The sequence below is a fragment of the bacterium genome (assembly GCA_035549195.1).
Taxonomy (GTDB): domain Bacteria; phylum Oederibacteriota; class Muellerivitia; order Muellerivitales; family Muellerivitaceae; genus DASZRK01.
The window spans coordinates 47069-69155 of record DASZRK010000017.1; the positions used below are offsets into that span (position 1 = coordinate 47069).

General features: G+C 62.0%; 20 protein-coding genes. 7 read left to right on the plus strand and 13 right to left on the minus strand.

Features of this window, described 5'->3' with window-relative positions:
* Positions 1–105 precede the first annotated feature (105 nt).
* The gene (locus VHE12_03475) at positions 106–528 is read left to right on the plus strand and encodes a pyrimidine dimer DNA glycosylase/endonuclease V (GenBank protein ID HVZ79842.1); all 423 of its coding nucleotides are present in this window, start codon (positions 106–108) and stop codon (positions 526–528) included.
* Here the strand turns inward: VHE12_03475 and pgl are convergent, their stop codons facing one another.
* From pgl to zwf, 3 genes are all read right to left on the minus strand, one after another.
* Positions 529–1374, minus strand: coding sequence for a 6-phosphogluconolactonase (gene pgl, locus VHE12_03480; protein ID HVZ79843.1), 846 nt, complete (start codon positions 1372–1374; stop codon positions 529–531). It lies immediately after the preceding gene.
* A gap of 83 nt (positions 1375–1457) precedes the next feature.
* The gene (locus tag VHE12_03485) at positions 1458–2555 is read right to left on the minus strand and encodes a glucose-6-phosphate dehydrogenase assembly protein OpcA (GenBank protein ID HVZ79844.1); all 1098 of its coding nucleotides are present in this window, start codon (positions 2553–2555) and stop codon (positions 1458–1460) included.
* Positions 2556–2679: 124 nt separating this feature from the next.
* A complete protein-coding gene (zwf, locus tag VHE12_03490; GenBank protein HVZ79845.1) occupies positions 2680–4215 on the minus strand; it encodes a glucose-6-phosphate dehydrogenase in 1536 nt (511 codons plus the stop codon).
* A gap of 140 nt (positions 4216–4355) precedes the next feature.
* Here zwf and VHE12_03495 point away from each other — a divergent pair, with 140 nt between their 5' ends.
* A complete protein-coding gene (locus VHE12_03495) occupies positions 4356–5243 on the plus strand; it encodes an MBL fold metallo-hydrolase (protein HVZ79846.1) in 888 nt (295 codons plus the stop codon).
* A 47-nt stretch (positions 5244–5290) separates the two neighbouring features.
* Positions 5291–6001 carry a phosphoadenylyl-sulfate reductase gene (locus VHE12_03500; GenBank protein HVZ79847.1) on the plus strand — a complete coding sequence of 237 codons (711 nt, stop codon included), beginning with the start codon at positions 5291–5293 and terminating at the stop codon, positions 5999–6001.
* Positions 6002–6168: 167 nt separating this feature from the next.
* Here VHE12_03500 and VHE12_03505 read toward each other — a convergent pair whose 3' ends face one another.
* Genes VHE12_03505 through VHE12_03515 form a run of 3 tightly spaced genes read right to left on the minus strand, consistent with a single transcriptional unit; the run spans position 6169 to position 8826 of the window.
* A complete protein-coding gene (locus tag VHE12_03505) occupies positions 6169–6627 on the minus strand; it encodes a hypothetical protein (GenBank protein HVZ79848.1) in 459 nt (152 codons plus the stop codon).
* Between the two features lie 10 nt (positions 6628–6637).
* The gene (locus tag VHE12_03510) at positions 6638–7246 is read right to left on the minus strand and encodes a hypothetical protein (GenBank protein ID HVZ79849.1); all 609 of its coding nucleotides are present in this window, start codon (positions 7244–7246) and stop codon (positions 6638–6640) included.
* Positions 7247–7260: 14 nt separating this feature from the next.
* Entirely contained in the window at positions 7261–8826 is a 1566-nt protein-coding gene (locus VHE12_03515; protein ID HVZ79850.1) for a phosphatase PAP2 family protein, read from the minus strand.
* Positions 8827–9010: 184 nt separating this feature from the next.
* Between VHE12_03515 and VHE12_03520 the strand changes: the two genes are divergently transcribed.
* Together VHE12_03520 and VHE12_03525 are read left to right on the plus strand one after the other, a co-directional pair.
* Complete coding sequence (locus VHE12_03520) at positions 9011–11005, plus strand: hypothetical protein (protein ID HVZ79851.1); 1995 nt, start codon at positions 9011–9013, stop codon at positions 11003–11005.
* 158 nt (positions 11006–11163) lie between these two features.
* Positions 11164–13470, plus strand: a complete 2307-nt coding sequence (locus VHE12_03525; protein HVZ79852.1) for a hypothetical protein — start codon at positions 11164–11166, stop codon at positions 13468–13470.
* Positions 13471–13550: 80 nt separating this feature from the next.
* On the opposite strand, the gene VHE12_03530 is transcribed toward VHE12_03525, so the two are convergent.
* From VHE12_03530 to VHE12_03540, 3 genes are all read right to left on the minus strand, one after another.
* Entirely contained in the window at positions 13551–14087 is a 537-nt protein-coding gene (locus tag VHE12_03530; GenBank protein HVZ79853.1) for a superoxide dismutase family protein, read from the minus strand.
* A gap of 16 nt (positions 14088–14103) precedes the next feature.
* Positions 14104–14538, minus strand: a complete 435-nt coding sequence (locus tag VHE12_03535; protein HVZ79854.1) for a VOC family protein — start codon at positions 14536–14538, stop codon at positions 14104–14106.
* Between the two features lie 116 nt (positions 14539–14654).
* Complete coding sequence (locus VHE12_03540) at positions 14655–15641, minus strand: NAD(P)H-dependent glycerol-3-phosphate dehydrogenase (protein HVZ79855.1); 987 nt, start codon at positions 15639–15641, stop codon at positions 14655–14657.
* A 117-nt stretch (positions 15642–15758) separates the two neighbouring features.
* Between VHE12_03540 and VHE12_03545 the strand changes: the two genes are divergently transcribed.
* Together VHE12_03545 and VHE12_03550 are read left to right on the plus strand one after the other, a co-directional pair.
* Positions 15759–17009 carry a sodium:proton antiporter gene (locus VHE12_03545; protein ID HVZ79856.1) on the plus strand — a complete coding sequence of 417 codons (1251 nt, stop codon included), beginning with the start codon at positions 15759–15761 and terminating at the stop codon, positions 17007–17009.
* A gap of 227 nt (positions 17010–17236) precedes the next feature.
* A complete protein-coding gene (locus VHE12_03550) occupies positions 17237–18490 on the plus strand; it encodes a cation:proton antiporter (GenBank protein HVZ79857.1) in 1254 nt (417 codons plus the stop codon).
* On the opposite strand, the gene VHE12_03555 is transcribed toward VHE12_03550, so the two are convergent.
* Genes VHE12_03555 through VHE12_03570 form a run of 4 tightly spaced genes read right to left on the minus strand, consistent with a single transcriptional unit; the run spans position 18487 to position 22072 of the window.
* Positions 18487–19344 (minus strand): GGDEF domain-containing protein, encoded by an 858-nt coding sequence (locus VHE12_03555; GenBank protein HVZ79858.1) that lies wholly within the window; start codon positions 19342–19344, stop codon positions 18487–18489. The genes VHE12_03550 and VHE12_03555 overlap by 4 nt on opposite strands.
* Positions 19345–19391: 47 nt before the next feature.
* Positions 19392–20633: a glycosyltransferase gene (locus VHE12_03560; GenBank protein HVZ79859.1), complete on the minus strand. Its 1242-nt coding sequence runs from the start codon at positions 20631–20633 to the stop codon at positions 19392–19394.
* Positions 20633–21382, minus strand: coding sequence for a DUF5752 family protein (locus tag VHE12_03565; protein ID HVZ79860.1), 750 nt, complete (start codon positions 21380–21382; stop codon positions 20633–20635). The genes VHE12_03560 and VHE12_03565 overlap by 1 nt, the downstream gene beginning before the upstream one ends.
* A gap of 15 nt (positions 21383–21397) precedes the next feature.
* Positions 21398–22072 carry a hypothetical protein gene (locus tag VHE12_03570; protein ID HVZ79861.1) on the minus strand — a complete coding sequence of 225 codons (675 nt, stop codon included), beginning with the start codon at positions 22070–22072 and terminating at the stop codon, positions 21398–21400.
* Positions 22073–22087 lie beyond the last annotated feature (15 nt).

A 22087-nucleotide genomic window follows, 5' to 3' on the forward strand; every position in this document is an offset into this window, starting at 1 on the left:
ATCCATGATCACCACCACCCATGCCCAGCCTCTTCTCATCTTCATCGGCTTCTTCCAGGGCCTCTGGCTCATCTATTATTACGTTGGATTTCATTGGAGGGCTTTTTGAGGCTTTGGTCCCTTCATCCTCGATATCTGGACACAAAAGGCCTCTTGGCCGTCTGGCGGGAAGGTCTTCTTGCCCAAAAGGTTTTGGAGGGAAAGACCAAAGGTTATAAGAACCATCCCCAACTCGCCCGCTTCAAGACTCAGAAGGATCCTCGTAAAGCCATCGGCAACTATTTATTGGAAGTTTGGAAAGAAGCGGAGACGCGCGGGTATTCCTTCGCGCGACATAAGGTGCGAAGAGCGGGAAAGATGAACCTTATCCCTGTGACCCGGGGGCAGATAAAGTATGAATGGGAGCACTTGCGGAAAAAACTGCGGAAAAGAGACCCCGTGAGGCTCCAGTCGATGACGAGAATCCCAAGGCTCCATCCGTCGTTCCGTTCGGTGGTCGGACCGGTCGAGGATTGGGAAAAACGGTAGTTATTTCTTAAGAAGGGCCGCGGCCGGAGCATCCATCATAAAGACCAGTTTTCCGTCGGTGGGCCTGAGGTATTGGATCGGGTAGCGAGGCGGATCCTTGGGACCTTCCAGTACTTCCTTGAGCATTTTGGCTTTCTTGTCCCCCGAGACCAAGACCAGCAGTTCCCGCGAGGCGTTCAAGACCGGGAAGGTCAGCGAGACCCGGTCCTTCTTGGCGTCATCCACGTAATAGCCCACCACCCATTTTTCCATCTCGTTCAACTGCTCCACCCTTGGGAACAAGCTGGCGGTATGCCCGTCATCCCCCATCCCCATGAGGGACAGGTCGAAACGCGGCACGGATCCGCTCCCGAAGAACTTGCGCATCTTGATCTCGTAGGAATTGGCCGCCTTATCGACCGGCAAGGCCCCGTTGGTCATGGGGAAGATGTTCTCTTTCGGGGTGGGAACCTTGGACAGGAGGAATTCCTGGGTCATGCGGTAGTTGCTGTCCGGGTGGTCGAAGGGCACGTGGCGCTCATCGACCCAGAAGAAGAAGCACTTGTCCCAGGGGATGAGGCTGCGGTAGGGCTCCTCGGTCAATTGCTGGAACAGGCCTTTGGGGGTGGTGCCGCCGGAAAGGGCGGCTACGAAACGGCCCCGGGCGTTCACGGCGTCGCGGGAGGCCTGCATGAAGAGCGGAGCCGCTTCCTGCACCAAGGTGGCCGCGTCCGGAAAAAGCTTCACTTCAGGAAAAAATCCGATCTTTTTGGGTTTAGTGGAGGCTTGGGGAGAAGCCGCTTTTTTCACGGCCTTCCTGACGCTACGAACGGGCGTCTTCTTCTTTTTTACGGGCTTCTTGGCCATGCTCCCCTCTCTTCAAAGGAGGAAATCATCCCTCAACGGATTCTACGCACCCCTCCTCGTTTTTTCCAAGGGTGGCGGGTCTTTTAAAGGGTCAGTTTGGGCTTGATGAGGGTGGTACCGACCATCTCCAGGGCCCGGCGCCAGACCAGGTCGTCCTCCAGGTGCTTGAGACCCAGGTCCAGCAGTTCGTTGGTGTGCAGGTGGTCGAAGGAGACCGTCCGCTGGAAGCCGACCTTATGGTCGATCTCGGTACGGGCAATGACGCAATGCGGGTCCGAGTCCCGGATGACGGTGAAGAGGCCGGGCTTATCCCCATTGGTCTCGATACCAACGGCGAAGATACGGTCCCAACGGGCGTCATTGACGGGTACGGGCTTCAGGTGGACCTCCACCTTGCCCGTGGGGGTCTCGAAATCCAGCCGGTCGGCGAACTCGGCCATGCGGGTCCCCGAGTATTTCCACCCCAATTGGGAGCCCAGCCAGCAGGCCAGGAAGAGGCTTCGGGTGGGCTGGTTGCCCGACCCGTGCTCGATGGTGACCTTGCGGATCCGCTTGAGATAGGGGGCCCATTGCCCGTCGAAAAGCTCGGCGATGAGCGCCCGCCAGCGTTGGATGCGCACCCAGTTCAGGTCCCCCAGGAAGCAGTGGGGGAACCGGCTGTGCCAGAAGGCCGCGAGCCGGGAGAGGGCGTGGATGGGCTTTTGGAACTTGGAGGAATCCACCCAGACGCGGTTGGAGGCCAGGGCCATCTTCTCGAAATAGGCGTTCTCGTAGGGGAGGTCCCCCGGCCACCAGAACTCGACCGGCAGGTCGGGCATGAGGAGGGAAAAGGTGAAGCCATAAAGGTTCTCGATGACCCCCGGTTGGGCGACCAGTTTGATGAGGTCGCAGCAGACCCGCTTTTCCTTGCCGGTGTTGAAGAGGCAGTGGCCCGAAACATAGGAGCGCAGGGATGATTCGGTGGTGTCGGCCGCGGGACGCACCAGGATGTAGCGACCCGGCTGTTTCTCGGCCAGGTCGTTCAGGATCTGCTCGACCCGGTATCCCTCGTCGTGGTTGGAGGCGTAGGCCACCATGTTGGTCGTATAGACCCGTTGCAGTCCCAGGTCCTTGGATTCCCCTTCCAGGGGTTTCCAAAGGTCCGCCAGGTCCTTCTCGATGCTTTGGGCTGAAATTCCCATGAAAAACCTCCAAAGCTTTCGAACCACAGAGTTCCCGAGGGCACAGAGAAAAGATCTTTTGGATCTTAAATCCGGAACAATTTCCTTTTTCGTCTTCTCTGAGTTCTCGGTGATTAGATCGGGGTTAGAGCCTTCTCCACTTGCGCCAGGGCTTCTCCAGCATGGCATCGGCTTCCGCCGGGCCCCAGCTCCCGGCCTCGTAGTTGGGGAACTCCCCTTCGGGCTCGGTGGTCTCCCAATGGTTCAGCACGGGCATCAGCGCCCCCCAGGCCGCCTCGGCCTCGTCCCCGCGGATGAAGAGGGTGGCGTCCCCCAGCATGCAATCCAGCAGCAACCGCTCGTAGGCCTCGCTGGTCCCTTCGGCGAAAGTGGTGCCGTAGCGGAAGTCCATGTTGACGGTCCGGGCTTCCATGGTCATGCCGGGCACCTTGGTCTCGAACTTGAGGGTGATTCCCTCGTCGGGCTGGATGCGCACCACCAGCACGTTGGGTGAAAGCTCGTTCACGTTGTTCTTGAAGAGCAGGTTCGGCGGTTCCTTGAACTGGATGGAGACCTCGGTGCCCCGTTTGGGGAGCCGCTTTCCGGATCGCAACAGGAAGGGCACGCCGTGCCAGCGCCAAGTATCGAGGAAGATCTTCAGGGCCGCGTAAGTGGGCGTGATGGACTTGGGGGAAACCCCCTCCTCCTGCCGGTAGCCCGGCACCTTCTCGCCGGCCAGGTAGCCCGGGCCGTATTGGCCCCGCACCGCCCAGTGCTTCAGGCTTTTGTCGTCGAAGGGACGGATGGACTTGAGGATCTTGAGCTTTTCGTCGCGGATGGCGTTGGCCTCGAAGGCCACCGGAGGCTCCATGGCGATCAGGCACATGACCTGGAAGAGATGGTTCTGGAACATGTCCCGCAGGATGCCCGAGTTCTCGTAATATCCCGCCCGGCTACCCACCCCCAGGTCCTCGGAGGCCGTGATCTGCACATGGTCCACGTGGCGCCGGTCCCAGATGGGCTCGAAGATGGAGTTGGCGAAGCGCATGACCAACAGGTTCTGGACCGTTTCCTTCCCCAGGTAATGGTCGATGCGGTAGATCTGGTGTTCCCGGAAGACCTCCTTCACATGCCGGTTCAGGGCCTGGGCCGAAGCGAGGTCGTGCCCGAAGGGCTTCTCAATGACCACCCTCGAATAGCCCCGTTCCTCGGAAGCCAGCCCCGAATCGCCCAGGTTGGTGATGATGGGTTCGAAGACATTGGGCGGGGTGGAAAGGTAGAAGATGCGGTTGCCGGCGGTGCCTTTTTCCTTGTCGAAGCGGTCCAGGGTCTCGGCGAGGGTCCGGAAGACCTTGGGGTCGTCATAGCCGCCCGCGAGATAGTGGAAATTCTGGGAGAAGCTGTCCCAAAGCTGGTCGGAGAGTTGGGGCTCGCTCTTCTGGAGCGACTCCTTGAGCTTGGCCTTGAACTCCTCATCGCTCATCTTGGAACGGGAGATGCCCACCAGGCAGAAGGAGGCGGGCAGGAGGTGCTTTTCGTAGAGATCGAAGAGGGCGGGGACCAGCTTGCGGTGGGTCAGGTCGCCCGAGGCCCCGTAAATGACGAGGCTACAGGGCAAGGGCGTACGATCGGAAAAAAGGCCTTGGCGCAAAGGATTTTCAAGCAGGGCGGTCGGGGTCATGGGATCCTCACCGGTTTCTGACGAAAGGAGCCCTATTCTAGCCCTTTAGGGGAAGGTGGGATTGTTTTTCTTTCGACGCATCCGCAAATTACAAACGTGAAACGTATTTAGCCAAGGATTTTGGCGTTCGAAAGGTTCCCATGGCCGATCCCCGAAAAAAGCTCGCCGAAAATGTCGAAGGGGAATTTTTCGTCGATTCGACCTGCATCGATTGCGACACTTGCCGTCAATTGGCCCCGGACCTGTTCGAGGACAGCGGCGACCACTCCTTCGTGAAGCGCCAGCCCCGGGACGAGGCGGAGATCCGCTCGGCCCTGCGCGCCCTGCTCGCCTGTCCCACCGGATCGATCGGGACCACAGGCCCCAACCGCTCGGCCGAGGTGATGGAGGATTTCCCCCGGGAGATCGAGGACGGCGTCTTCTACTGTGGCTTCAACTCCCCCAAGTCCTTCGGCGGCAACAGCTATTTCATCCGGCACGAGGGCGGCAACTGGTTGATCGATTCCCCCAAGTTCCTGCCCCACCTGGTGCGGCAATTCGAGCGAATGGGCGGGATCGGGACCATCTTCCTCACCCACCAGGACGACGTGGCCGAGGCCGCCCGTTACGCCGAAAAGTTCGGGGCCAAACGCATCATCCACGAAGCGGACGCGGGCGCCCAACCCGGTGCCGAGGTGCTCGTGCACGGCGAATCGGTCTTTGGACCGGTCCCCGGTTTCAAAATCATCCCCACGCCTGGTCACACGGAGGGCCATTGCGTCCTTCTCTATCGGGATAAATACCTCTTCACCGGCGACCATCTCTGGTGGAGACGCCGCCGCAAGCAACTGGGAGCTTCCCAGGGCGTGGCCTGGTATTCCTGGCGTCGTCAGGTCGAGTCCATGGAGAAGTTGACAAGGTTCGATTTCGAATGGGTGCTTCCCGGCCACGGACAGGCCAAGCACTTGCCTGGGGAGGAAATGCGGAAAGAACTCCAGCAATTGGTGGGCCGTATGAAGGCTTCCCTGGAGGCCGGCTGGCCCGGCTAAAGGACGAGGCCCTTGGTTTCCCTTCCCCGGAAACCTATGATGCCCCCATGGAACAAGCAACGATCGACCAATTGAACCAAGGTTTTGAGGCTCGAACCGCCCAGGATGTGGTCCGTTGGGCCGTCCAGGAATACGGCCAGGACCTTTGCATGTCCACGTCCTTCGGGGTCGAGAGCGCGGTCCTGCTCCACCTGGTGACCCGCATTAAGCCCGACATCCCCGTCCTTTTCACCAACACCGGCTTTCACTTCAAGGAGACCCTGGAGCACCGGGACCTGCTGGTCAAGAAGTTGGGGTTGAATCTGCGGGAGCTGACCCCCGAGATCCCCCATGAGGAGTTCCTCAAGGGCTACGGAAAGCTCTACGAGCGGGACCCGGACGCCTGCTGCGCCATGAACAAGATCGCGCCTTTCGAGAAGGCCATCGTCGATTACAAGGGATGGATCACCGGCATCCGCCGCAACCAGGCCGTCACCCGCAAGGACGTGCAGTTCCTCGTCCCCAACAGCAACGGCGTGATGAAGATCAGCCCCTTGTTGAATTGGACCTCGAAGATGTTCTGGGACTACGCCAAGGAACATGGCCTGCCCTATCACCCGCTCTGGGAAAAGGGCTACCTTTCCATCGGCTGTTCCCCCGAGACCTGCACCCGCCCCGTCAAGCTGGGGGAGGACCCCCGCAGCGGCCGTTGGGCCGGGACCGGCAAGATCGAATGCGGCATCCACACCTTCGCCGCGGAGAACCAGCCGCCGAAATGACCCGGCCCTCCAACCGCGCCGTGGTTTTCCAACCCCTCGAATAAAACCGGAAAAACACTCTCACCACAAAGACACGAAGAGAAGCAAAGGATCTTGGGGGGTGGACCGGGATTTCTTACTTTGTGAACTTCGCGCCTTCGTGGTTCGAACAGCCTTGATGGATCCCTTTAAAATCGAAAGGCATAGGAAAGGCCCATGCCGTCGCGGTGGGGTCCCTGGGTGGTCTGGATGCTAAGGGCCGGCCGGCCCAGGAGTTCCAGGGCGAGCAGGGTCGCCGTATGGGTGCCGAGCGCGATCCAGGCCCTCTCCCGCACCGGCGGTTCCGGGGCCCAGAGCAGGGTCGCCACCGGATAAAGGGTCTTGGCGTCCCCCGCCGCGTTCACCAAAAAGAGCCCCGCGTCGTAGTCCTTCGCCGCCAGGAAGAGCCCCCACCCCAGCGCGTCCACTCCCGCCGTGCTCCAGGTATAGATGTCCGCGTGGTCCAGCGACGATTCGGTGTAGGCCCAACCGTAGTAATCGGCCGCCACCAAGGGGAAGGTCACCCACTCGTTGCCCGCCCGGGCTTGGCCCACCGTGGTCAGCGCCAGGACGCCCAAGGCGGCACCCCGCCAGGTCCTCTTTTCCATCACGATCTGCTCACTTCGAGGCCGGTACAACGGTCGGGGTCGGGGTGGGATAGTGCCACTCCATCGAGACCGGCTGGCCTACCGCCTTGGGATAGATATAGATGAAGACCGGAATGTTGGCCGAATTTTTTTGGCAATTCTCCTCGTCGGTCCAGCGGTAGATGGGGATCGTGATCGTGTAGCAATCGGTCGACATCCCATCCCCGAAAGGTTTGACCTTCTCACAGGGATTAAGGGTGAGGGGGATCATGTAGACCGATTGCTTGCTCCAATCGATGAGCGGTTTCAGGTTATCCGTTACCACCTTGTCCTGGTCCAACTGGACCGAAAGCCCCGCCCACCACTGGTCGAACTGTTCCTGGGTATCGATCAAAGCCCCGCCCGCGTTCAGGTAGGGATAACCTCCGCCCGCCGTGGCCTGGATGAGCCGATGGGGATAGACATGGGGGGCGCAACGATCCAGGGGACTCCGGTTGTTGTAGGACTCCACCGCCGCAGGCCTCTCCACCTGGACCTTGCTGTCGTAAATGGAAACACAACCTGCCAGGCTGAGGAGCCCCAGCGCGGCGGGAAGAATTACCTTTTTGTGGGACGATCGGTCCTTGGGTTTGATTCGCATGGGGTTTGGACGCCTCAGTCCTTTTCCCGGACCGGCCGGCCGTCCAGCACATAGACCTGGCCCTCGGAAAGGATCCATTCCACCTCGGTGAATTTCCCCCAACGGGCGGCCAATTTCCGGGTCAATTGGACCACGTCAAAGAGCTCGAAACCCTTCAAGGGGAAGGAGGACGGGAAATAGTTCCAGGGGGTCTCCAGGAAGCCCCGGAAAAGGTTCTTCTGGGGGGTGAGGCGCATTTCCAGAACGTCGCCCGAGGGCAATGAGGTCATACGGATCTCCACGTCGGTCAGCTTCAGGCCCTTCGAGGGGAAGGACCGGCAGACCCCCAGGGCCGAGACCTTGAGGGCCTTCTGCACCAGGAAGTAGCGCTTCAAGGAAGGCTCGAAGACCATGCGGACCGTCTGTTCCAGGGAAAGGGGCTTGAGGGCCAGGAGGGTGTTCTTCTTGGAGCCGGACGCGTCCGAGGGGCGCACCCAATAGGGGCCCGGTCCCAGGTCCGCCAGGGCCTGACGCACCACCCCTTCGGCCCGCGCGCGCGATTGCCGCCCGCAAACGAATCCCGGCGAAGTCTCGCCCCCGAGGGGCAGCAGTTCGCTCAAGCGCCCGGCTAATTTCCCATAATGTTCCCCGTGCCCTTCGGTGAGGTTCAGGAGCCAGACCCTTGGGGGTTCCAGGGACCGGCGGACGGTGCCGAGGAAGACCTCCAGCTTCGGCCCGCCCCAGGCGGCCAGGGCCGCCAACAGGCCCCCGCTCAGGAGATCGGGCAGGTAATGGAAGCCGAGGAAAAGGGTGGAGAGCCAGATGCCGACGGTCAGCGGAAGGCCCCAGATCAGGCTGCGCCGGTCATGGGCGGCCTGCCAGAACAGCAGGTAACCCGAGATGGCCCCGTGGAGGCTTGGGAACACGTCGAACTTCGAACCCAGGTTGACGATGAGGACCTGGGACCACTGGAAGATGACGCCGCCGGAAAGCCAGTTCCATTCCTCCGGGTAGGCGAAGCGGGGACCGATGGCCGGATAGAGCAGGTAACCGCTGAAGCCTCCTATATAGACCAGGATGAGCCCCAACATGAAACGCTGATAAAGCGCCCGTCGCACGGTGCTATGGAAGGCCAACAGCCCGACCAACCAGGCAAAGAGCCCCAGGTAAAAGAGGCAAAGCAGGTCCGTCAGGAAGGGCCGGCCGATCAATCCCTTGTTCCAGAGGGAAGGCCCCTTGCCCATCAGGTGCAGGTCCAACTGCCGCAGGGTCGCGTCGAAGAGCTGGGGATGGATCACCGGCACGAGGGTCTTCATCAAACCGTAACAAAGCACCAGCCCCAACCAGGGGCTCAAACCCCGCACCAGTCCCCAAAAGCCGAAGGGGGGCGGCCGCCGCACCGCCACGAAGTAAAGCCAACCCACCCAGACCGCCGTGGAAAAGGCGGCTTGCTCGAAGGCGGCCAGGGCCCCCGGCTCCTCGGCAAAAAGCGCGCCCAGGGACAATAGGAAGAAGAAGAGGGAAAGCAGCGAGGTCAGCCATTCGGAGGGGGAAAGGACCCAGGCGTTCCTACGGATGGTATGGGGGAAGGAAAAGGCCAAGGTGAACTCCCGGTTCATTCGCGCGGCGCCGCCATCTTACCATAAGGGCCCGGCGGGGACCCTTCTGGAAAACCGTTTACCACGAGTGGTCGAAAATTTATTTCCGCTTTCTGGGTCGTTCACCTGGTGAATGCCGCCGCTCTCCATTACCTTCTTCTCATCCTTTGCGGATCGAAGGCGGCCGATGCGTTCTCGTGGGGCTTGGACCTCTCTTTTAGTGTTGGGGTTTGGAACGGTCCTTTGGACCGGTTGCCCTGGGAGCAGCGGCCCGACCACGCCCAGCGGCTCTTCGGACACCCCGACCGCTACCCCGACCGCCACCCTGCCACTGTCCACCCCGACCTCGACCTTGAGCGCGACGCCTTCCTCCACGCCCAGTTCCTCGCCTACCCCAACCCCCACCGGGACCCTGACACCTTCCTCGCCCACTTCCACCCCGACCGCTTCCCCAAGCCATACGGCCACCGCTACCCCGACCGCCACCGCCTCCACTTCCGCCGTTCCCACCGACACACCGGCTTGCGTCACGACCTCGAATTTCGGGTACGATCAACCCGGGGCCTCCTCCGGCATCTTCACCAACTATTACGCCTGCAAAGCCATCGTCTCCGATCCCGCTTCCGTCACCCTGACCTCCCTGAGCTGTGACTTCAACATCCTTTACGACCAGGTCCGCTGCGCCGTTTATGACGACAACTCCGGTTCCCCCAACAATCTCGTCGTCCAATCCAATCTCCTCATCCCCGCCGGGTCCGGAGGTGTCACTTCCGGTTGGGTGAATCTCGACCTGCCCGACACCGTCCTCTCCTCGCCCGCCACCTACTGGCTGGCCCTCCAGACCAACGCCAATACTCAGGTCAAGTACGACTCAGGGCCCGCCGGCAGCATGATGGGACACAATTACGCCTTCCCCTTCAGCCCTTTCCCCTCCACTTTCGATCCGCCCCTCGCTTCCTACCCCTATCTTCTCTCCCTGGTCGCCAACTATTGCCCGCCTGCACTCGCTGGCACCCCCACCTTCACCCGGACCCCCGTGCCCACCCAAACCTTCACACCCACCATCACAAACACCTTCACCCCCGTCTTCACCGACACTCCCGCCTGCGTGACCACTTCGACTTTCGGCTATCCCACCCAGGGTCCCTCCAGCGCCGGGTTCACCAACTACTTCGCCCTGAAAGCTCCCGTCGCCTATGCGCTCCCGATCACCCTCACCAGCCTCTCGGCCTATTTCACCAATATCAGCGGCCCCATTCGCGCCGCCGTCTATGACGACAATGCCGGCGTCCCCAACAACTTGGTGGTCGAGTCCCATCTTCTCTACCTCTCCAACTCCTCGGGATGGACCCAGTTGGACCTGCCCGACACCGTCCTTTCCTCGCCCGCCACCTATTGGCTGGCCTTGCAACTGACCACGGGCACTTATCTGAGCTACGACAGCGGCTCCTCAGGCGACTCCATCCGCCACAATTACGTTTATCCATTCGGGAATTTTCCCGTTACCTTCGAGGATCCCAAGGCCGATCTCGGATATCGTCTTTCCATCACCGCCAATTATTGTCCGCCCCCCATCACGGGGACCCTGACGGCGACCCCCACCCCCACGATCACTTCGACCCCGACCCTTTCCCCGACCTCGACACCAAGCGGGACCCCCACCGCCACACCTTCCCGGACCGCGACTTCCACCATCACTTCCACACCCACCTCCACAACGACCCAGACCCCTTGCGGCGCTCCCAATTCTTACGGGGACAAATCCATCGGGACTCCCGCCACCACACCCGTGGCGGTCATCATCGCCGAGGCCTTTCCCTTGGCCACTCCGGGCCGGGTCATCTCCTTCTCGGTTTATAACGGGAGCGGGGACCAACAGGCCCAAGCGGGCCTTTATACCGACAATTCGGGGGTGCCAGGCACATTGATCATCCAGGCCGGCGCCCAGAGCGTGACCACCGGTTGGAACACCCTGGACATACCCGACGTCTCACTCTCGGGTCCCGCCACCTATTGGCTGGCCTTCCAACTCCAGGACGGTTCTTATAATTCCAGCCCCGTCGCCGGACAGCCCTATGGGATCTTGGCCCATACGTTCGGAACATCTTTCCCCGCCTCCGGTTCTTCCTTTACGACCGGGAAAGACCAATCCTTCTCCTTCTACGCCAATACCTGCCCCTGATCCTTGAACAAATCCACAGCTTTGATAGAAACCACAAAAGAGATGGATAGGTCCGTCCCATTCGGAAAGTTACCGGACCGAAAATTAACGAACAGATCGGTGGCTTTCCCGGGCCCCTCCCCCTATTCTTCTGCCATCCCAACCGACCGGAGAGACCCATGAAACGCCTGTCCCTACTGCTGTTGCCCATCCTCTTGACGGGCGGATTCTTCCTCACCGGCTGTCCCGGCAATCCTCCGACCTCACCCAACAATCCGACCAACACCCCCACTGGAACGATCACCATCGTGGGAACGCCGACCGGAACACCCACCCGGACCAAGACCCCCATCTGCGCGCCCTACTATTCCTTCGGGAAGAACGTCCTCGGGAGCGGGCCCTTGGCTCCCAGCGGGGGCATCATGGTGGCGAACAAGTTCAACCTGCCCGTTTATGGGAACGTCTTCCGCCTGGATGTCTTCCTGGCTTCGGCGCCCGTTTCCGCCACCGACATCCAAATGTCCATTTACACCGACAACGGCGGAGCCCCCCAATCGCTGATCGTGGCCTCGACCCAGCAGGCCGCCGTGTCCGGCTGGAACGTGCTGGACACGCCCCAGACCATCCTGCCCTCCGGCGATTACTGGATCGCCGTTACTTCGCCCTCCTCCTCAAGCGGCATCAATCTTTCCAACGACTACGGCACGACCGGCGACTGCCATTACACCAACGCCAGCCCCGGGTCCCTGCCCGCCGCCTTCGGCGCCGGTTCCTCCACCGACTGGAACTTCTCCATGTTCGCGGATTATTGCGCCCTGGCCGGTTCCCCCACCCCGGACCCGACGGAGACCTTCACCTTCACGCCCACCGCCACGCCGACCAACACACCTACCTTTACCGAGACGGTCAATTCTTCCTGCCAAGGCAACTATGCCTTTGGCAATAATTTCGTCGGACCCTCCAGCGTGGGGATCGACAACGGCAGTTTCGCTACCCGAGCCGTTCTTCCCGTAGGCGCGACCGTCACCAAACTCCACTGTTACATCACCACCACCAACGGCCGTCACTACAAGATGGGTCTTTACAGTGACAGCGGTTCCGGACCTGGGACCTTGATCGCCGGCTCCGCGTCCTTAGCGGCCGCCACCGGCTGGAACACCGCCGACATTCCGGACACCACCTTGCCCGCCGGGACCTATTGGATCGCCGGTTCCAACGCCGACTCAGGCATCACGCCCGGGCCCGTCTTCGCCACTCAGAATTACGGCGATGATGCGACCGACGGCTATTCCACCTTCGGCATCATCCCCTCCACCTTCAGCGGCAGTGGCCCCGACAGCTACACCTTCGACTTCTACGCCGAATATTGCGTGCTGAGCGGTTCCCCGACCCCGGTCCCCAGCGTCACCTGGACCTTCACGCCCACCGCCACTCCCACTTCTACGCCGACCGCCACCCAGACACCCAACCTGTCCTGCACGGGCTCCTATGCCTTCGGCAATAACTTCGTCGGACCCTCGACTACAGGCATCGATAACGGTTCCTTCGCCTCCCGATATGTCCTCCCCGTGGCCGGCACCGTGAAGAACCTCCACTGTTACATCACCACCACCAATAGCCGAAGCCTCCGGATGGGGATCTACAGCAACAGCGGCTCCGGGCCGGGCACCTTGATCGCCACCTCGGCCACCCTGGTGGCCGCCGTCGGCTGGAACACCGCCGACATCCCGGACACCCCGCTCCCCGCCGGGACCTACTGGATCGCCGCCGCCAACGACAGCTCCGGCTCCACTCCCGGGCCCGTCTTCGCGATGCAGGACTATGATTACGATTCGAGCGACGGCTACGCTTCTTCTTCCATCATCCCTTCCACCTTCAGTGGCAGCGGACCTGTCGCCTACACCTTCGATTTTTACGCGGATTACTGCGTGGTCGGGGCTTCACCAACGCCGGTTTATACCGCCACCTGGACCTTCACCCCCAGCTATACCCCGACCTTCACGCCCACCATCACCCAGACACCGGCTTGCGGAGGCCCCACTGCCTTCGGCATCAACGCGACCCAAGGCAGCACCTCGACCTTCGGCGGTGGAAATTACCTCTTGAGCGCTTTCAATCTCGCCAGCGGTCCGGTCACGGTCATCCGTCTCAATGCCTATGTGGCTTCGGGTACTGGGAACGTGAGAATGGCTCTTTACACGGACAACGCCGGGGTCCCTGGCACACTCAAAACCCAATCCAACGCCTTGCCGGTCACGGTCGGCTGGAATAACTTCCCGGTCCCAGGTGTCGCCTTGTCCGCTCCTGCCACCTACTGGATCGGGCTCATCCATGATAATTACGGCACTGCCATGGGTTTTTCCTACAGTAGCGTCACCGATCATGGATACCTCCAAGGCGGCTCGATCACAACGTTCCCGGGTTCAATGGGCAGTGGAATCAACTGGGACTACGTCCTATCCGTCTACGCGGACAAATGTCCGTAACCCAAATCCATAGGCCCTGAAACAAAAAAAGCCGGACCCCGCGAGGGGCCCGGCTTTTTGCTTTTCGGTCCAGCGGTCCATCACTTCTTGGTTTCGGCCTCTTTCACCAACTTGATCTCGCCGCAGGCGACCCTCGCGCCCGCGTTGCCCGTGGGCTGGGTCTTGTAGTCGTCCACCTTCTCGTGCACGATCATGCCCCGGCCGATGATGCTGTCCGGTCCCGTCAATTGGATGACCTTGTCGTTGCGGGTGTAGTTGGCCACGCCCTTGGCGTTGGCATTCAAGTTCCCCAGGTCCCCCGCGTGGCGGTCGGCGGCGCCCGGCGCCCCATGGTCGTGCTTGCCCGGGTTGAAATGCCCCTTGGCCGAACTGGCGTCCGGCGCCGAGCAATCCCCCGACTCATGGATATGGAACCCGTGCTTGCCGGGGGTGAGCCCCGTCACATGGGCCTTCACCGTCACGTAGCCTTTGTGCTGGATGAACTTGACCGTTCCCATGACCTTGTTGCCCTGTGTGGGGGCCAGCTCACAGACCGCGGTCAGGGGCGCTTCGGCCGCCACCACCGCTCCCGCCATCAGGAACCCCGCCACCAGACCCACGACCATGCCTTTACGCATAACCCCTCCCTCTGCCTTATTTTTCCGGCTTGTGGTTCATCACATAGGAGAACTCCAGGCGGTTCCCGTCCGGGTCCGCGATCACGCAGAAATAACCCCGCATATGGCCGCCGTAGGCGGCCCCTTCGATCAAATGCCCGTCCTTCTTGGCCCGGGCGCTCATTTCCTCCACGGGTTTCAGGTCCGTCATGCGGAAGGCGAAGGATTGGAAACTTTGGGCCGGGGCCGTCCCATGCTTGAACTGGGTGTCCTCCAGGAGGACGAAAAGGGGCGCGTTGGGGTTCTCGCTGAAGCGCATCCAGACCCAACGCTTGCCGTCGGTGTCCTTCTGGTCCTGGACGGCGTTCATGCCCAGGTATTCGCTGTAGAAGCGGATGGAGGCGTCCGCGTCCTTCACCTTGAAAAGGACGTGGTGCCACTCGGCAAAGTGGGAGACGAATTCTAAGCCCAAAAGAAAACCCTTTAAAAAAATTTGAAATTTTTAATTCTTAGTTTTTAATTGAGAACCTGAGGGCGTTTTAGCCTCGCCACAATTCAAAATTAAGAATTAAAAATTGAGAATTGCCTTTATGGAACTATCTTCCAGACCTCGTCCACGAATCGGGAACGGGCCGCGGGCTGGCGCAAACAGGTCTGGATGAGGCCCGCCAAGGGGGTTTCGGCGACCCCGCCCATGGTCTCCATGATCATCTCCAGGGTCCGCACGCCTTCGGGGACCACCCCGCCCAGCTTGGCCAAGGCCGCATCATATTCCATCCCCGAGGCCAAATACTCCCCCAAACGCCGGTTGTGGGAATCCGCCGAAAAACCGGTGGTCACCAGGTCGCCCAGGCCCGCCAGGCCCTCCAGGGTCCTTTCCTTGGCCCCCATGGCCACCGCCACCTGCTTCATTTCCTTCAGGGCCATGATGACGAAGGCGGCCTTCAGGTTGGGACTGCCGTGGTCCAATCCGTCCAGGAGTCCGAAGCCCAGGGCATAGATGTTCTTGAGGACCCCGCTGACCTCCACCCCGACGAGGTCGTCGGAGCTTTCCACCCGGAAGTAGGGATTGGCCAGCGCCCCGGCGGCCTTCTGGACGCAATGGGCGTTGGAGCCCGCCAGCACCACGGCGGTGGGTTGTTTGCGGGCGAATTCGTTGGCGATGGAGGGGCCCGACAGGGCCACGTAATGATCGGCGGTGTGGAGGGAGGCTTCGGCGTAGACCTGGCTCATGCGCTTGTGGGTGCCGGCCTCCAATCCCTTGGCCGCGCCCACCACCACCGCCTCGGGCATGGAGAAGGGAGAGGCTTCCTTCACCACCTGCCGGAAGTAGAGCGAAGGCGTGGCGATGAAAATGAGCCGGGCCTCGCGCACCACGTGGTTGAGCAGGATATCGGCGGTCACGGACGAAGGCAGGGCCACATCGGGCAGGAAGCGGCTGTTGCGGCGGTTCTGAACGATATCCTCGACCACCTCGGGCATATGGTCCCAGCAGGTGACCGTGTGGCCGTTGTCCGCCAAGAGGCAGGCCAAGGCCGTTCCCATGTTCCCCGAACCGATCACGGCTGTTTTCATAGGACGACCTCACCCTGGGCCCTGAAGCATCGCACGGCCTTCTTAAAACCCTCGACGGAAAGATGACCGACCCGCTTATTATAGGGGAGTCGGGACCGGCCCGGAGAAAGGAACGCCATGAACCTGTTCGATGCCACCGCGATCCTGGTCGCCTTGGCCGCGGTCTTCAGCTATGTCAACTACAGGCTGCTCCGCCTGCCCACCACCACGGGCATCCTGAGCCTGGCCCTCCTGAGCTCCCTGCTCATGCTGGGCTCCGACTGGCTCTTCCCTCAATGGGACCTGCGCGACATGGTCGAGAATTTCCTGTCCGGGATCGATTTCTACCAGGTCCTCCTCAAGGGAATGCTCTGTTTCCTCCTCTTCGCCGGCGCCCTCCACGTGAAATTCGAGGACATGCGCAGCAACCAATGGACCATCCTGGTGCTGGCCACCGTGGGCGTCATCCTTTCCACCCTCCTGGTGGGAGGGCTTTCCTTCGCGCTCTTCGGGCTCCTGGGCCTTTCGATCCCCTTCCCCATCTGCCTGGTCTTCGGGGCCCTGCTTTCCCCCACCGACCCCATCGCGGTCATGGGCCTTTTGAAGGAACTCAAGGCCCCTAAGGAATTGGACGCCATGATCGCCGGGGAATCGCTCTTCAACGACGGCGTGGGCGTGGTGGTCTTCCTGACCCTCCTGGGAGTGGCCGGCGTTTCCGAGGCACCCCACCTACCTTTGAACAGCCTAGGCGTCGCCCTCCTTTTCTTGAGGGAGGTCGCCGGCGGGGTCCTGCTGGGTTTCCTTTTGGGCTATCTTGCCTTCCGGGCCTTGAAGAGCATCGATTACGCCCCGCTGGAACTGCTCATCACCCTTTCACTGGCCATGACCACCTACGCCCTGGCCTTCCGCCTGGACGTTTCGGGTCCCATCGCGGTGGTGGTGGCGGGCCTTCTGATCGGCAACCAGGGCAAGCGTTTCGCCATGAGCGAGAGGACCATCGGCCATGTGGACGCCTTCTGGGGCATGATGGACGACATCCTGAACGCCATCCTTTTCCTTTTGATCGGGCTCATGGGCTTCGATCCCAGGCTCGATCGCCGGGCCTTTTGGGCGGCCTTGGCCATCATCCCCGTGGCACTATCCTCCCGTTTCCTATCGGTCCTGGTCCCCATCACCTTCCTGCATTGGCGGCGCAAGCAGCCGGGGATCGTCCCCATCCTCACCTGGGGAGGTCTTCGGGGCGGGCTTTCCATCGCTATGGCCCTGTCCCTGCCTTCCATCCCCGAAAAAGGGATCCTTTTGACCGCCACCTACGCGGTGGTCCTTTTTTCAGTGCTGGTCCAGGGCATGACCATGCGAAAGCTCTTATCGCGCTATGGCGTCGGGTAACGGCCGCCGCCCTGATCCCTCCCCGGGCAACTTGAAGCACGTCCTAAGGGGATGAAGGACCATCCGCCAGGATGGGCCGGAGATCGTTTGGATGGGACCCACCCCGAACACGTCGCTCCCTTGTCACCGCCCGGTAAAAAGGACGAATAGGACCGAGACCCACTGCAAATCTTCCCCCCATTTCCTTTAAGATAGCCCCGCTCCCATTCGCTCCCCCAAGGACCCCCATGAACCCGGTCACCCTCTTCCTCGTTTCCCTCGCGGGCATCTTCCTGGTCGGCAGCGTGGGCGAAGCGGTCTTCAAGCGCACCAACATTCCCGATGTGGTCTGGCTCATCGTCATGGGGCTCTTCGTGGGCCCCGTGACCCACCTGGTGGAGGCCCGCTCCCTGGGGCGCATCGCCCCCTACTTCGCGGCCCTGACCCTCATCATCGTGCTCTTCGAGGGCGGCAGCCGCCTGAAGATCCGGGAAGTGGCCCAGGAGGCCCACCGCTCCCTCCTTCTCGCCCTGCTGACCTTTTCCGCCTCGGTCCTCGCGGTCTTCCTCGTTGCCCTGATCCCCGCCTCCGCGGGCCTTCTTCCAGGCTGGACCTGGCAGCATTGCCTGCTCTTGGGGACCATCCTGGGCGGTTCGAGCTCCATCGTGATCATGCCCACCCTCCAGCAGGCCAAGATCAAACCGGGGGTCTCGAACCTCCTGAACCTCGAATCGGCCTTCACCGACGTCTTCTGCGTGGTGGGGACCAGCGCCCTGTTGGATCTCTTCACATCCAATGGCGGGAGTTCCCCCTTCGGCGCCTTGACGCGATCCTTCGGACTGGGCCTCTTCTTCGGCCTGGGGGCGGGGGCGGTCTGGCTCCTGGCCTTGAAACCCCTTCGTTCCATCAATCAGCCCTACGCGGTGACCCTTTCCTTCCTGATCCTCCTTTATGTATTGGTGGACCGGAGCGGCGGGTCGGCGGCCCTGGCCATCCTGGCCTATTCGGTCGTCGTCGGGAACGCGGGTTGGATCTCACGGAAACTGAAGCTCACCGAACCCCTGGGGATGGGGGAGGACGTGCGGGGCTTCCATTCCCAACTGGCCTTTTTCATCAAGTCCTTCTTCTTCACCTTCATCGGGGCCATGTTGACACCGCCCTGGGGCTTCATCCTCTTCGGCGTGCTCCTGGGGTTCCTGCTCCTGCCCGCCCGTTATCCCGGCGCCTGGGTGTCCGGACGGGGCGGCAAGCTGGACGCGGGGGAAAGGCTGTTGGTCACCGCCTCCCTGCCCCGGGGGATGGCCGCCGGGGTCCTGGCCACCATGCCCGCCGCCGCCGGCATGGCGGGCACCGACGACCTGCCGGTCATCGTCTTCGCCTGCGTCTTCACGACCATCCTGATCTTCGCCGTGGGTTTTCCCCTGGCCCTCAAAAAAAGCGCCCAGGCCGCCGTGCCTGTCCCCGTTCCCGCCGATCGAACCCCGGACGACCCTGCCGCCTAAGGGACCGCCGTCCGGGGGGTGGGGCCCACCGTCCCCCGGCAGACCTGGTCCTTGCCTCCGGTCTTGGCCCGGTACATGAGCTGGTCGGCGTGATGGACCATGTCCTTGACCGTCCCCGGCACCTCATAGAAGGTCGCCACCCCCAGGCTGGGCGTCACGCCCCACCCCCGCAACGCCATTTCGCCCCGGATCGCTTCCCTCACCCGCTCCACCAGCCCCTGGGCCTCCTCGGGACCCGCGCCCGGGAAGAGGATCCCGAACTCGTCGCCTCCCATACGCACCGCCATGTCGTCCTCCCGGATGTTTCCCCGGATGGCGCCCGCCACGATCCGCAAAAGTTCGTCCCCCGTCATGTGGCCCAGTTCGTCGTTCACCTTCTTGAACTCGTCCAGGTCCAGGAAACAAAGTGAGAAAGGGCGCCCGTTCTGGATGGAGGCGACCCGCACCCTTTCGGCCGCCTCGAAGAAGGCGCGGCCATTGAGCAGGTCCGTCAGGTGGTCCCGTTGGGCCATGCGCTCGTTATGGGCCGATTCCTTGCGCAGGCGGTCCGACAGGTAGGAGACCACCGCGAAAAAGATGAAGAGGACCACGATGTTCCAAAAGACCTCCCAAAGATGCGGGTAGATCTTGCGTTCCAGCAGCGGGTCGATGAGCAGGCTCAGGGAGGACAGCACCGAGATCAGGATCCCCGCCCCCAGGCCTGAATAGCGGGTCGCCAAATAGACGGGGACCAGCAGGAGCGCGGTCAGGTGCACTTCCAACCCGCTGAGGATGTCCAGGTAGATCAGGAAAAAAACGAGGGCCAGGGAAAGAAAAAGGATGTAGAAGCGTTGATGGGCGGGTGCTTTTTCCAAGGTTTTCCTCCAGGACCGGGATGGCCGGTCCCGAAGGCCGGCAAGGGTTAGGACGCCAGACGGACCACCGTCTTCCCGGGATTCAGCACGCAAAGGAAAAGGCTCAGATAGTCCCGGATATGGCGCGTAATGAGGAAATTGCGCCGCACGTGCTCCCGGCCGTTCTTGGCGAAGTGGGCCGCCTCCTCGGGTTGATCCAACACCCTCCGGATGGCCGCCGCCGTCCCTTCGATGGTATGCACCAGGTAGCCCGTCTTGCCCGCCAGGACCTGCAGGGGAATGCCCCCCACCGCCATGGCCACCACCGGCCTTTCCTTCCAGAGCGCCTCGGACACCGTGAGGGCGAAGCCCTCCTTCAGGGACTTCTGGAGCACGACGGTGCTGGCCCGTTGCAGGGCGTTGATCTCCAGATCGGAGAAGGGAGGCAGGTCCAGGATGTGGATGTCCGGGTCCTTCCCCGCCGCCTCCTGCAGGGCGGGCAGGATATGCACCGACTCGGGATCGTCCGACGCCGCCCCGCCCGCCAGGAGCAGTTGGCAGTCGGGATGGGTCCTCTTCACCTTGCGGAAGGCCTCGATGACGCCCAGCGGGTCCTTGAGCTTGTCGAAGCGGGAGACCTGGGTGATGAGGGGCCGCTTGGCGTCCAGCCCGTAGCGCCGCAGGGTACGCTGGATGAAATTCTCCGGCAGGTCCTTGTTCTTGTCCGAGAGCGGATCGATGGAGGGGGCCACCAGGAACTGGGGCTTCTCCATGTGCTGGGCGAAGCTGGGGTGGGAAAAGACCGAGGCGTCGTATTCAGCGATCAGGGGCCCCAGGAATTCCCAGGCGTTGGGGAAAGGCGTGGAAACGTCCACGTGGCAGCGGTAGATCCAACGCTGGCCCGGCTTGCGCAGACGCTTGATCATCCCCGCCGGCTGGGGGTCGTGGATGAAGACCAGGGGCCGGTCCAACTGGTCCTTGAGTTTGCCCGCGTTCATCTCCGAGATCTCCCAAAAGGCCTTGAGCATGGCGGGGGTCAGGGGTTCGGGACGCCCGTGCAAGGCGTTGTGCAGGGTCTTGGTGCAGGCATAGAAATCCGGCCGGCCCTCGATGACCTCCCAGCTGGTCTCCACCCCCAGTTCGTTCAGGAGCGGCACCATGTTCCGGAGGATCTCGGCCACCCCTCCCCCGTCCCGGGTGGAATTCACCATCACGACCTTTTGATCCGAGAGCTTCCGGGCGATGCGCGCGATCAGGTCATGTTCGCTCGCTCCGATGATGCGCCGGTAATCCGTGTAGGGGGAGGTCATCAGGATTCCTTTCTCCAGCGTTTGAGCCAGTGGGAGGCCGCTTCCCCCGCCGGGTCATGGGATAGCCGGTCAGCGATCCGGTGGAAAGTGTCCCGGAGGCGGTTCCCCCGAACGATGCCGACCAGGCGCTTGCGGACGTTCTCCAGGTCCCCCTGGTAGGGATCCAGCGCCGCGACAGCCTCGGCCTGCTCGGGGAACCCGAGGTCCAAAAGCCATTGAGAGAAGTCATTGTGGAACCCGTCGTCCGGGCCGTGATAGTGGAGTTGGGCCTCGATCAGGTGGTAATGGATGCAGGAAGCGTCCACCCGCTCCAGGCCATGGACGAATTCCTCCAGGTTCGAGGCCCGATGTCCGGTCGAGAGGACCAGGCTGACGGCGCGGCAAAAATGGAACTCCAGCCCCGGGGGCACACGCCGGGCCCAGCGATCCGGTTCTTCCCGGAAAGGTTCGAGGATCGCGAAAACGGCCTCGCGCAGGGAGCTCAAGGTCGGATAGTCCCGCAGGTCCAGCGCCCCCAACCGCTCGGCGACCGCTTCCTCGCGGAGGTTCTGGGCCACCCAGAGGGCGAAATCGGACCGGTCCGAATGCCCGAGGAAGGAATGGGCCCGGTAGAAGCGGTGGGTGTGGTGGTAGATGGAGGCGTCGTCCACCTTCTGGAGGCCCTCATAGAGCTCCTGGAGGCTGGCGGCCTTGATCCCGGTGAGCTGGACGGCCTCCACCGAGGTCATGAACTGGAATGGTCCGGGCATGATCCCTCCCTGGATTTATTCTGGATCGTGGTTCTTGAGCATCTCGATGAGGAACTCCCGCGCCAGGTCCTTGGCGCCCAGGCCGAAGGCGATGGCGCCGCCCAGCCCCACCGCGCCCAGCACGATGAGGACCACCGTGGTCAGGAAGCTGCCCACCAGCCCCAGGGGCTCCAGCGAGAACATGACGGTCACTGCGAAGGTGCTCCAGGCCACCACCTTCCCCCAGAAGCGGGGGTGCTGGGCGCCCGAGCCCAGCAGGGCCAGTTGGGCCAGCACCGAGATGAACATGGCCAGCAGGCTTCCCAGGAAGAGGATCATCATGAAGCTCAAGACCCGGGGCACCACCCCCAGGAGGGTGTTGAGGACTCCCCCGCCCCCGCCCAGCATGTGGATGGCCAGCAGCACCGCCAGGAAAAGGACCAGGTAGAAGCTGAAGGCCGAAAGGGCCTGGGTGGCCTTGCGGCCCTGGAACCCCTGCGACCAAAGCCGGAAGAACCAGAGGTCCTGCAATCTTTTCTCGAGCCGGAGGGCCCGGAAGAGGGCCTCCACCAGCCAGCGGGCCATCCAGGCCAGCACGAAGCCCGCGGCCAGGACCATGAGGGCCGCCAGAAGGTTCGGTGCGAATCCCTGGATATCCGACCAGAATTGCTGGATCGGGGCCGTCCAATCCCTTCCCGTCAAGGGTTCCATAACGCCTCCTTATTG